Raw genomic sequence first — 12,632 nt, forward strand, 5'->3', positions numbered from 1 at the left:
GGCACAGCAGAAGCTGACCGGCGACCTCGCGGCCGGCGGCGAGAAGGCTGCGGCGGCTCAGCGAGCAATCGAGAACCTCAACGAGCGCGTGACCCAGGCCAAGGTCCGACACGAGGCGCTTAAGGACGCAGGCTCCAAGGCGGCGAAGGGTTTGGATGAGGTCAGTGTGGCTGCCACCAAGGCCACGGGCGCCTTCGGCCTTGCTGGCTACCAGATCCGCAACCTGACAGCGCAGGTTGTCGACTTCAGCGTTCAGGTCCTGTCCGGCGGCGGCCTGTTCTATCCAATCATCCAGCAGGGCCCGCAGGCCGTGGACGCGGTCGGCGGCCTGAAGTCCGCCCTCTCGATCCTCGGCCAGATCCTCACGCCGACCCGACTGCTGGTGGGCGGTCTGGCAGTGGCAATCGTTGGTTCGGTTGCGGCGGCGGAACAGCAGGAGCGAGCGCTTCTCAGCCTGTCCACCCGGTTGCGGGCGACGCGCGCTGACTACGCCACCCTAGCGCAGGCCGTGGACGTGAACGCCCGGGTGCTGGCGGGATCGACGGACCTCTCCACCTCGGATGCCAGCGCCGCTGGCGTGACCCTCGGTGGCGTGTCGACCTATGCCGGCACGCAGCAGGACCTGCGCCGCCTGCAACAGGTGGCCGGCGACGTGGCCGTGATGCTGGGCACCACGGTGCCGCAGGCGGCTGAGAAGATGGCGGCCGGTCTCCGCCGCCCGGCCGAGACCGCACGCCAGCTCGCCGCGAGCGATCTTCGCACGCTGGACGACGCCACGCTCCGCACGATCGAGAGCCTGGATAACCTCGGGCGGCGGGCTGAGGCCGGTGCGGTGCTGATGGATGCGCTCTCGCGCGCGGCCGGCAGCGCCACGGATGCTCAGACCCCTTTCCAGCGGTCCCTCAGCGAGGCGGAGCAGGCAGCCACACGGGTCTGGAACGCTATCCGTCCGCTGATCGTCGGGCTCGGCACCGACCTGGTGCACAGCATTGCCTCGGGCATTGAGGGCATCGCCAGCCTGATCACCAAGCTGCAGGAGCTCAGCGATAGCTTCAGCAACAGCGCGATCGGCAAGTTCCTGCTGTCCGCCGACAGTGGCCCGGCTGCCTTCCTGAACCGCTTTGCTGGGGTGGAAGGCACCGGGCCGAGGATTATTGACCACTCCACCGGCCAGGTCGTGCCCACCGGTAGCCTGACCAACACGTCTTCCGCCTCGGACATCCAGGCATACATTCGCCAGAGCGTTGCCGGCACCAATGTGCCGGCGGACTTCGCGCTGGCGGTGGCTGGCCGGGAGAGCGGCTACCGGCAGCAAGTGAACGGCCGCACTCTCGCCAGTAGTAGCGGCGCCTTGGGTACCATGCAGCTGATGCCGGCGACCGCTGCCGGGCTGGGTGTGGATCCCAACGACGCTGCCCAGAACATTGCCGGCGGCATCCGCTACCTGGGCCAGCTGCTGGAGAAGTACGGCGGCGATCAGAGCTTGGCGGCGGCCGCCTACAACGCGGGGCCTGGGCGGGTGGACAAGTTCCTCGCCGGCAAGGCCACGCTCCCCCAGGAAACGTGGGACTATGTGCGCGCGGTAGCGCCGAACCGCACCGAGAACGGCGTGGTGGTGGCCAGTGGTGGAGCCTTGTCCTCCCAAGCCGAAGTGCTGGGCATCGCGAACGAGCGGGTGCGCGCGGCCAATGTCCTGCCGGACCAGATCCGCACGGCGAACGAGAAGATTGCCCAGACCCGCAGCGCGCTCGCCACTCCTGGCCTCGATACCGAGAGCCAGGCCCGGTACAACGCCTTGCTTCGCGATCAGCTGGCCGCGCTCGACGCGCTGAAGACGCCCGAGCAGCGCCGGCAGCAGGATTTCCAGGATCGCACCGCCATTATGGCGGAGGCGGCCGGCGCCGCCCGCGACCTGAAGCAGGCCGAGATGGCCGAGGTGCGGCAGGCCGAAGCGGAAGGGCATGCGCCTGACATCGCCGGAGCTCGAGCCCGGAAGCAGTCAGAGCTCAACGACGCGCTGGTGGACACCGTGCGCCAGGTCGGGCTCGACACGGACGCCCAGGTCGCCCGCAACCGCGTGATCCTGCAGGGCAACGCCGCGGTGCAGGACGCCGCAGTGGTGGCCAAGGCGCAGACCGATGCCCTGAAGTACGGCGCCGAGGGCACTGCTGATTACACGAACGCGGTGCAGACCCTGACCCGCGTCTACCGGGCACAGCAGGCGCAGGTGAACGCCGGCGCCCTCCTGGGGTCGATCAAGGACACGGAGCAGGCCAACGAGCAGCTGCAGCTCGAGACCAGCCTGATCACCGCCAACACGGTTGAGCGTGAAAAGGCGATTGCGGCCTACAAGACCGAGCGGCAGATCCGCGAGGCTGGCGCGGACGGGACGCCGGAAGCCGATCGTCTGCGGGCGGCAAGCCAGCAGGCGGCCGAGCTCCGAGTGCAGAACCAGCAGCTTGCCGCCTCGTGGCAGGAACTTCAGAGCTTCGGCACCCAGGCTTTCGACCGGATCGGGGAGGCCGTCACCGAGGCCTTCGTGAACGGGAAGGACAGCGCCGTCAGCTTCGCCAGCGTGGCCAAGGCGCTGCTGTCCGAGGTCATCCAGCTCATGTTGAAGCTGGCCCTGATCAACCCGCTGCAGAACGCCGTCCTTGGAACGAACCTCGGGACGCTCGGTGGCATTGGGTCCCTGTTGGGTGGCACCGCCAGCGCCGCGCCGGCAGTCCTCGGCGCCTCGGGCGGCGCGATCGGCTACGTCACCGATGCCGGTAAGGTGGTGACCGCTACCGGGGGCAGCAGCGGCGGCCTCCTGTCCGGTCTGTCCAGCCTGGCGTCCGTCGGCTCCATCACCAGCGGCCTGTCCAAGATCGGCGGCTTCCTGGGCATCGGTGGCGGTGCGGCCACGGCAGCCACCAGCGCCAGCGCAACGGCGGCCGGCATGGGCACGGGTGGCGCCTTCGCGTTGGACATGAGCGGCGGCGCGGCGTCCTCCGCTATGGCTGCCACCGCACCGACCTCCTTCCTGGGCATGACCGGGACCGGTGCTTGGCTGGGCGGCGCGGGCATCGGCATTGGTGGTGGCCTGCTGGCGAACAGCCTCCTCGGCGGCAACAAGACCAACGGCATGATCGGCACCGGCATCGGCACGGCCGTGGGCGCCTTCGGCGGCCCCGTTGGCATGGCGATCGGCGGCACCATCGGCGGCGCCCTGGGCGGCCTGTTCGGGGCCCGGCCGAGCGACAAGACCGGCACCTACAGCATGGACCTGGTGTCCGGCGTCGGCACCGAGGGCGGCCTGGAAGGCAAGAAGTTCAGCCAGGAGAACCGGGACAGCGCGAAGACCATCTCCGACAGCATCTCCTCCATGGCGGAGCAGCTGCGCACGGCGCTTGGTGTTTCCACCACCCCGCTCGCCTACCAGGTGGCCGTGGGTGGCCGGGACGGCCTCTCCCTGCAGTACGCCGACGGCCAGAAGTTCAGCTACGACGCTTCGGACAGCGGCACGACGGCGCTGGTGAAGCAGGCGGCACAGGACATCGTGAAGTCCATGGCGTCGGCCGCCTCGAGCGAGATCCAGAGCATCATCGCCCATTCGGACGACGCTGATACGCTGCTCAGCAACGTCCAGTGGTTCACCGGCACCTATAAGGTGCTGTCCGGCACCATCGAGCAGAACCAGAACGCCGCCCAGCGCTTCCAGGCCTCGCTCGACACCCTGACCAAGCCCTTCGACGACGCCATTGCCAAGGCCTCGCAGCTGGGCCTGGAAACGGCGAAGCTCGCGGAGAACCAGGCGGCGGCGGTGGCGGCGGCGCAGGCGACGCAGACCGACACCTACGATGCGGCCCGCCGGACGGCGCAGGGCCGGGACTACATCACCCAGCTCAGTGGTGTCCGGACTTACTACAACGACAACGCCGCGCTGATGCGCCAGCTGGGGCGTGACCCGGAAGGGATGTACGTCGACCAGGCGGTGGCGATCCTGAACCAGCTGAACGAGAGCCAGCTGGAGGATGTGACGAAGGCCTTCACCGGCTGGGACGACGCGATCGTCAGCCTCGCCGCGCAGACCCTGGCAAACGCCCGGGCCACCGAGGCGGCCACGGCAGCGCAGGAAGCTGCCGCCACGGCGACGTCGGACCAGCTGTCGGCGCTGCAGAAGCTGCAGAGCCAGTCCAAGGTGCTGACAGGCTACCTCGACAGCCAGGCGCTGAACGACAACACCCTGTCGCCGTCGGCGAAGCTGACCGAGGCGCAGCGGCAGTTTTCCGCGGCGGTCGATGCTGCCCGGGCTGCTGGCCCGGCCAACGCCGACCTGTCCGCTGTGACCAGCGCCGCCTCTGCGGTGGAGCAGGCTGGGCTGCTGAACTACGCCTCCTCGCCGCAGCAGGCGATGCTGGTGCAGGGCATCCGCTCGACAGTGGAGAACCTGGCGATCGGTCTGGGCCTGCCTGATTTCACCGACAGCCTGGATCAGTCGTTGGCGGTGGCGCAGGCGCAGCTCGCGGTCCAGCAGGACCAGAAGGCGCTGCTGCAGCAGCTGATCGCCGAAATCCGGCAGGATCGGCTGGAGCGCAAGGCCTCGTGAGCGGTTCGCTTTCCGCCGGCCCGGCCGAGTTCCTGCTGGAGCTCGGGTCGGCCCCGCTGCTCGCCGGTCTGGTGACGGCGCCCTGGGGCATGCCCGGCGCCTACCCGCCGGGTGCGCGGCCGCAGGATTTTCCGGCGCGCGTCACGGCGGCCGTCACGGTGGTGAAGCTGTCGCAGCGCGGCTGGACCGGAGAGCCGGGCGACAGCGCCGCACCCAACGTCACCTACCCGCCGCGCCTGGCGGAGGCGCCGCTGCTGACGCTGTCCATCCCGATCCTGCCCGAGAGCGAGGCGCGCGGCACCGCCACGGCGGCCGAGGCGACGCTGGACAACGCCGACGGTCGCCTCGACCAGGTAGCGGGCGACTGGAGCATGGTTGGGCGGCCGGCGGTGCTGCGGCGCGGGCCGCACCGCACGCTGCTGCGCGCCGACAGCGCCGAGTTCGTGACGGTGGCGTCGCTGCGGGTTTCGAGCGCCGCGATCGGCACCACGGCGCCGCGCATCGCGCTGGAGAACGCCGCCGCCGACCTCTCGCTGCCGGTGTGCGCCACCTACCTCGGCACTGGCGGGCTGGAGGGCGACGCCGTGCGCACCGGGCAGAACCGGCCGCTGCTGCTCGGCATCGTGCCGAACATGCAGCCGACGCAGGTCCTGGCGGCTCAGCTGCTCTACCAGATCAGCTCCGCGCCGTTGTCGACCGTCATCGCGGTGCGGGACAAGGGCTACCCGCTGCAGCCCGGCAGCAATTACGCCGACGTCGCTTCGCTGCTCAACGGTAAGCCTGCCGCCGGTACCTACGACACATGCCTTGCCGCCGGTTACCTGCGCCTCGCCTCTAACCCGCAGGGCATGGTGACCTGCGACGCGCAGAGCGCCGGCGACACCAGCCATGGCGGCATCGCCCTGTCGCTGCTGCGGGGGCCCGGTGGGATCACGGCCGACCGACTGCTACCGGCCACGGTGTCGACCCTACCCAACAACCAGGCTGGGTTCCTGTTCACCTCCGGCACGGTGGCGGACGCCCTGGACCGGGTGCTGCGCTCCTGCGCCGGCTGGTGGGGGCCGGATCGGCTGGGGCGCGTGCGCTTCGGCCGCCTGCCGGTGCCGGGGCGCGCCACGGCGTCGCTGAACATCCCGCGCTGGGCGATCCAGGACGCGATTGACCGCTTCGGCAAGGGCCTCGAGGAGGTCGCCGGCAGCAAGCCCCGGTGGGGTCAGCGGCTCCGGTACCAGATCCTCGGCCAGGTGCAGGGGGCAGGGGACCTGCTCGGCACCATCGCTGCCGACCCGGCGCAGCTGGACTACTACTCCACCGGCTACCGCACCGCCTCGCGCTACGACGTGTCGATCCTCTCGACCTTCCCGGCGGCCCTGAACCCGGAGCCGCTTGAGACCGGCTGGCGCAACGAGGCCGATGCCCTGGCGCAGGCGCAGTACCTGCTGGACTGCCACGGCGTCCGTCGCCGCATCTGGCAGGTGCCCGTCGGCTGGTGGGGGCACCGGCTCGACGTCGGGCAGGAGATCACCGCCGACTTTCCCCGCCTCGCGGGACAGAACTGGATCGTCACCTCGATCTCCGGGGCCGGCGACGACATGGAAGCCACCCTCTGGGGCTGAAGGATCATCACCATGGCTGAAGACAGGGCCGCCCTCGCGCAGGAGGCGCGGCGCGCGCGCGTGCGTGCAGCGATCGCCGCGCTCGGTCGGGAGGTTGGATTGCCGGACTTCGACGACACGCTGGAAAGCAGCCTCGCGGTGGCGGTGGCACAGCTCGAGGCGACGGAGACGGCTCGCGCCACCCTGGTTGGGATCCACGACGAGCTCCGCCTGGCGCGTCTCGCACGGACGGCCGCCTGACGCATGCCCGCGCTGATCTCCGGGGCGACCAACCTGATCGACGCCGCCTCGACGGTGCTGGCGGCCGACGGCGCGCTGGGCGGGCTCGGGGTGGAGAACCTGCGCACCTCGATCCTGGGCGAGGTGTGGCGCACGTCCGGCACGGTGGAGGCGCAGACCTCGTCGGTGGTGTCCACGGACAGCGCCAACGGTGCCGTTCTCGGGGCGAACACCACCCGCACCGGCAACGTCGCGAACCACGACGGCACGTCCAACGCGGCTGTGGCTTACTCGAACTCCGCCACCAGCAACGCTTCGGTCGGCACCACGGCGGCGGTAAAGGGCGGCCAGAAATACCGCGTGCAGGTGTGGGTGCGGCGCGCGAACGGCGCCAGCGTCAGCGGCAACGCCATCCTGGTGGTCAACGCCGCGACGGCCGCCTTCGGCCTGCCCATGAGCAACCTCGCGCAGGGCACGGCGTGGCAGCTGCTGACGCTCGATTTTACCGCGCAGCGCACGGGCACGGCGAACCTGTACTTCGTGACCGACACCGGCACGCTCTCCTACGCGCTGGACGGTGCCACCCTCTACGCGCTGCCGACCTATGCCGTGGGGAGCAAGAGCGCGCGCTTGGCGGTGGACCTGGGCGCCGCCATGGCGGTGGACGTGGTGGCCTTCGGCGCGCCCTTCGACGGGCTCCGTCCGCCAGCCGGCAGCCTGGTGCGGATCTGCGCCAGCAACCAGCAGCCCTTCGGGGTGGAGGTGCTCGACACCGGGGCGCTGGACTTCGCGATGACGCGCGACGGCTGGTCCTACACGCTGCCGGCGGCGAAGTCGGCCCGGTACTGGTGGGCGCAGATCAACGTGCCCGCCGCGCAAGCCTACCTGCAGCTGGGCCGCGCCTGGCTGGGCGGCGGCGTGCGGCCGGCGCGCAATCCCTCGGCCGAAAACTACCAACCGGGCGCCGACGACAGCGCCACCACGGCGCCGCTGCGGCGCATGCAGTTTTCCATCGCCTCTCTGAGCGAGGCCGAGGCGGTGGCGATCGAGAGCTTGGGGCTCGACGCCGGCACGCAGCGCCAAGTGCTGGTGGTGCACGACACCACCCGGCCGGCGCGCAGCACGATCTTCGGGAAGTTCACCGCCATCCCGGCACCGCGGCTGCTGCAGCAGTGGGACGCGCGCGGGCAGCTGTCTTCGGTCGACATCGCCATCAAGGGAGACCGCTGAATGGCCGAGCAGATCCATTCCGCCGATATGTCGATGGTGGCGACCACCACCGGGGGCACGGGGGCGGCGCAGCTCGGCGCCACGCCTGCCACTTACCTTCACCCGGGGACGCAGATTGCCACCGGCTGGCTGGTGACCTGGCGCGAGGTCAACGCCGACGGTTCGCAGTGGCAGATCTTCCGCGGCCGCTACGTCGCCGGCAGTCCCAACACCATCACGCGCGAGACCCTGCTGTTACGCTGGGACAACGGCAACGCCTTCATCAACTGGCCCGACGGGCAGACGCGATACATCTTCCCCGACGTCTTCGCGCGCGATGCGGTGCTGCTGGATAGCGAGGGGAGGCTGCCGGACGGCCTGGTCCGGACGCCCCTGCAGCCGGTCTCCGGGAACTACAGCGGCAACTATCCGCTGACCGCCACCACGGTCTTCATCTACAGCCCGATCCCCGCAGGCACCCGGTTTCTCTGGCTCAACGGCTATGTGCGCGGCTACCCGCAGGCCGGCGCTCTGGACCTGCTGGCGAGCGCGGTACTGCGCAACGTGGGTGACACCGCGACTGATGTCGATTTCAGCACGGTGGGGGCACTCAGCGTGGCGGCGGGCTCGAGCGTCAGCATGCCGATCACCATGGCCTGGGATCTTGGCGCCCCCCTGGCAGAGGGCCGGAGCATGCGGCTCTCCGCGGCCACCAGCAACGGACAGACCTTCAACCTTCAGGAAGTCCGGGTGTCCATCGCCTGTGGGAGGCAGTGACCATGCAGGCTGTCTACGCCAATGCCGAGGGCACCGACGTCGCCTTCACCGATGACGAAGGTGTCCTCTTCGCGGTGAAGCCGGACGATCCGCGCCTTGATGGTCTGGAGATCGCGCCCTTCGTTCCACCGGTGCCGTATTCGGTCACCCGTGTTCAGGGGCGCCAGGCCATGGCGGCGGCGCAACTGCGGGACGGCCGTTCCCTGCTCAAGGCCACCAAGGCTGCGATCGCCAAGATGCTGGCCGACACCGACGACCTGCCCGACAGCGACGAGCGCAGCATCCAGGCGCAGCAGATCGCCGAGTGGTGGGAGAACGCCGACACCTACCGGCGCGACCATCCGGCGCTGCTGACCCTGGCGCAGCTGCTCGACCTGGATGACGCCGAGGTCGACGACCTCTTCCGCGCCGCGGCCGCGATCGACTGACACCCGGCGCGTCCTGCGCCACCCCCTGACACTGGAGACTGCTCATGAGCGGGAGCTACGTGCCCGATGTGGAGGCGCGCCTGCTGATCGGCCGCCGCGGCGGTCCCCGGCGGAACCGCTGGTACCAGGGCGACAGCATCATGCTGCTGGGCGAGGTGTTCATCGTCGGCACCGACGAGCCGTGGTCCGTCGACGGCGCCACCTTCCGCGTGCTGCGGCCGGACGGAACCTACCAGACGCCAAACCCCACCGTGACCAGGGTGGCAATCGGCTCCTTCCAGGCCGAGATCCCCACGCCGCTCGCCGGCACCTACCGCATCCGCTTCTCGACCACCGATCCCACGCCGACCGCGGATGAGGGCTCCTTCGACGCCGTCGCCTCCACCGTCCTGCCGCCGCCCGACCCGGGCATCCCGGCCGGCGCCGCGGCCTTCGACGGCATCCTTCTGACCTACGGCGGGACGCAGCTCATCGCCGCCTGAGGCCCCGGCCTCCCTCCATTCCCTTCCGCCCGACCCCACGTCGCACCCCTCCGGGTCGCGGCGCCATCTCGCATGGAGCCACGCATGGCCGAGACGATCGACCTCAAGAGCGCGCCGCTCGCCACCAGCCTCGACGCGGTACCGGCCCTGTTCGGCCACGACGGCAGCCAGCCGGTGCGCGTGCCGCCGGCCCTGCTCAAGCCCGACCTTTCCGCCTTCGCCCGCACTGACGCGGTCGCGACGGCGATCGGGGAGGCGGTGGCGCCGCTGGCCACCCGTGAGCAGCTGGCGGAGAAGGCCGATGCCGAGGCCACCGCGCAGGCCCTGGCCGACAAGGCCGACGCGCAGACGACCGCCGACGCGCTCGCCACGAAGGCGAGCTTCCTGCGCGGCCTGGCGCAGCTGACCGGCAGCCGCGGCATCACCGCCGACGACCTCGGCCGCCGCCTGCTCTATGCCAGCACCAGCGACGCGGCGATCACGCTGAGCGCGCAGGCGGCGGGCTTCGAGTTCTCGGTGTCGCAGCGTGGCGCCGGCGCGGTCGGCTTCGTGGCCGGCAGCGGCCAGACCATCGAGGCGTTGGGCGAGCCGCGCACCTCCGGCGTTGGCGCGACCGTGACGGCGCTGCACGTCGGCGGTGGCGCCTGGGTGCTGTCGGGCAGCGTGGCCCCGGCGCTGACCCTGGTCAGCTACTCGGTGGCGGCGCTGCGCGCGCTGATCACCAGCGCGGTGTTCACCCGCGCGTCCGGCGCCACGGGTTACGACGCCACCGGTAAGCTGGTGACCGTCGCGGCCGACACGCCCGCCTATACCGTGGCCGGTGCGCTGGTGATGGAGGGCGCGCACACCAACCTGCTGCGCAACAGCCGCTTCGAGGGCGCGGTGGCCGGCAGCCCCGGCACCCTGCCCACCAACGTGACGCTGAGCGGCGCGGCCTCCTTCACCACCACGGTGGTGGGGGTGGCGCCCGACGCCAACGGCAACCCGACCTTCTCGATCCGCTTCGTGGGCACGCCCACGGCCGTCACCAGCCTGGGCCTGCTGCTGGACACCGTCACCGGCATCCCTGCGGCACAGGACCAGACCCTCACCGGCGCCGTGCTGGCCTCCGTCACCGGCACCACGCCGCCCGCGAACCCGCTGGCGCGCATGCGGCTGGTGGAGCGCACCGCCTCCGCCGCCGGCAGCAGCATCGAGAGCGTCGGCCGGGCGATCACCAGCGCGCCGTCCGAGTACCGCATGACCTACACCATGCGCGACGCCGCCACGGTGGCCATGGCGCCGTACTTCTTCGTCACGGTGGCGGCGAACGAGGCGGTCGACTTCGTGATGAACCTGGCGCTGCCCCGCGTCACCCGTGACGCCTATTCCCGCGTGCCGACCCTGCCTCCGGTGGGCGCGCCTGCCGCCACCTCGCGGGCGGAGGATGGCGCAGGCATTCCGCTGAGCTCCTTCGACGCGGTGGCGCCGGTGCAGGGCGCGCTGATCTTCGACCTGGTGCTGACCGAGGTGATGATCACCGACCGCTCCATCCTGCGGCTGGACGACGGCACGGCGAACAACAGCATCGAGGTGTACACCCCGCCCTACGGCATGGCGCCGCAGCTGCGGGTCACGCGCAACGGCACGGTGTCGCACGGGCCTTCCACCGGCTTCATGGTGCAGGGCGTTGCGGCGCGGCTCGGCCTGCTGTGGCGCTCGGGCATGATGGGGCTGTGCCTCAACGGCGGGCCGGTGTCGTGGCTCTCCACGCCGAGCCCGTCGTCGCTCAACACCCTGCGCCTGCGCCCGTTCAACGGCACCTTCGGCCTGTCGCGGCTCTACACGCCAGCACCGGCCACGGCCGATTTCCAGGCGGCCTGCGCTGGCGCGCCCGGCACGGCGCTGCCCAACCAGATCGCCGCTGCCGGCGGCAGCCAGGGACCCGGCACCGGTACGCCGCTCAGCGCCGACCTGGCGCGGCAGCGCTGGCACTTCGTGGCGCGCCGCGGCTACCTCAACGACCCCTGCGGCGTGCGCACTATCAACGGCGTGCACCACCTGTACTACCAGTGGAACCCGGTGGCCGGGGTCGGCGCCGGCGACAGCGCCGACATCGGCGGTCGCACCACCTGGGGACACGCCACCAGCACCGACCTGGTGCACTGGACGCACCAGCCGATCGCCATCGCTCCTACGCCCGGCGCGATCGACCGCAACGGCGCCTGGTCGGGCTGCGCCGACACCGCCGACGACGGCACGCTGCTGTCCTACTACACCACGCCCAGCCCCGAGCAGCAGATGGTGGCGACCTCCACCGACGGAGGCTACACCTGGACCAAGCGCCTGACGCCGGTGTTGCCGCGCGCCACGCTCACCGCCGACGGCACCACCGGCACCGCGCGGGATCCGCACACCTTCCGGCTGAACGGCGTGCGCTCGATGATCCTGGCTTCCACCGACGCCACCTCGGCCTGCATCAAGCTGTACCAGACCAGCAACGGCAACGGCATCGACGGCTGGGCTGCGGTGGGCGTGTTCTTCCGGCTGCCCTCGACCGATGCCCGCTACAAGTTCGTCTGGGAGTGCCCCGACCTGTTCGAGATCGGCGGCAAGTGGGTGCTGGTCTGGGGCTCCGGCGGGCTGTTCTACTGGTTCATCGGCACCATCACCAACGGCGTGTTCACGAGCGAGGCCGAGGGGCGGGTATTCTCCGGCAGCGCCTACGCTGGCCGTTCCTTCCTGCACTCCGACGGCAACCGCTATCTCTGGGCCTGGCCGAAGGAGGTGATCACCATCGACCAGATGCGGGCCCGGGGTTGGTCTGGCTGCATGACGCAGCCGGTGCTGCTGACGCTGAGCAACGGCAACCGCCTCGACGTGGCGTCGGCCGCCTTCAAGAACACGCTCTACGGACCCGTCACCACCGCGACGCCAGCGCAGCTGGTGGACAACGCCGCGCTGCTCTCGGTGCCCGAGCCCAGCCTGGGGGTGAAGGCCACGGCCGCGGCGGGCGGCAAGGCCACGGTGACGGTTACCAACGGCAAGGGCGAGGCCTTCGCGACGGTGAGCTACGATCCGGCCTCGGCCGCTGACCGCAAGCTGCGGATCAACACCGGCAGCACCGGCACGCCCTACTGGTACCGGGATGCCGAGATCGGCAGCGAGCCGGTGGCGCTGGAAGTGTTCCTCGATGGCTCGCTGATCGAGGTCTTCCTCAACGGGCGCATCGCGCACAGCGGCCGGGCTGCGCCCGATGCGGTCGGACCCTTCACCGTGGTGCTGACCAACGGCTCGGGCCTCACCGGGGCGCAGGCCTGGGAGATGCTGG

At 70.7% G+C, this 12,632-nt stretch carries 8 protein-coding genes; all 8 read left to right on the plus strand.

Translation table 11 applies throughout. The features are described 5' to 3' along the window. The first annotated feature begins 88 nt into the window (after nucleotides 1-88). A complete protein-coding gene (locus ACFFGY_RS22100; RefSeq protein ID WP_377046704.1) occupies nucleotides 89-4,591 on the plus strand; it encodes a transglycosylase SLT domain-containing protein in 4,503 nt (1,500 codons plus the stop codon). Beyond that, the gene (locus ACFFGY_RS22105) at nucleotides 4,588-6,207 is read left to right on the plus strand and encodes a hypothetical protein (RefSeq protein ID WP_377046705.1); all 1,620 of its coding nucleotides are present in this window, start codon (nucleotides 4,588-4,590) and stop codon (nucleotides 6,205-6,207) included. Before ACFFGY_RS22100 ends, ACFFGY_RS22105 begins: the two co-directional genes overlap by 4 nt. 12 nt (nucleotides 6,208-6,219) lie before the next feature. Beyond that, on the plus strand, nucleotides 6,220-6,447 hold the full coding sequence (locus tag ACFFGY_RS22110; protein ID WP_377046706.1) for a hypothetical protein: 228 nt from the start codon (nucleotides 6,220-6,222) through the stop codon (nucleotides 6,445-6,447). A 3-nt stretch (nucleotides 6,448-6,450) separates the two neighbouring features. Next, complete coding sequence (locus tag ACFFGY_RS22115; RefSeq protein ID WP_377046707.1) at nucleotides 6,451-7,656, plus strand: carbohydrate binding domain-containing protein; 1,206 nt, start codon at nucleotides 6,451-6,453, stop codon at nucleotides 7,654-7,656. After that, nucleotides 7,657-8,412, plus strand: coding sequence for a hypothetical protein (locus ACFFGY_RS22120; RefSeq protein ID WP_377046709.1), 756 nt, complete (start codon nucleotides 7,657-7,659; stop codon nucleotides 8,410-8,412). It begins immediately after the preceding gene. A gap of 2 nt (nucleotides 8,413-8,414) precedes the next feature. Further along, complete coding sequence (locus ACFFGY_RS22125) at nucleotides 8,415-8,840, plus strand: hypothetical protein (RefSeq protein WP_377046710.1); 426 nt, start codon at nucleotides 8,415-8,417, stop codon at nucleotides 8,838-8,840. A gap of 44 nt (nucleotides 8,841-8,884) precedes the next feature. After that, nucleotides 8,885-9,322: a hypothetical protein gene (locus tag ACFFGY_RS22130; protein ID WP_377046711.1), complete on the plus strand. Its 438-nt coding sequence runs from the start codon at nucleotides 8,885-8,887 to the stop codon at nucleotides 9,320-9,322. 84 nt (nucleotides 9,323-9,406) lie between these two features. Beyond that, a partial coding sequence (locus tag ACFFGY_RS22135; protein WP_377046712.1) for a GH32 C-terminal domain-containing protein occupies nucleotides 9,407-12,632 on the plus strand: 3,226 nt, incomplete at its 3' end.

The organism is Roseomonas elaeocarpi (assembly GCF_042433915.1).
Taxonomy (GTDB): domain Bacteria; phylum Pseudomonadota; class Alphaproteobacteria; order Acetobacterales; family Acetobacteraceae; genus Roseomonas; species Roseomonas elaeocarpi.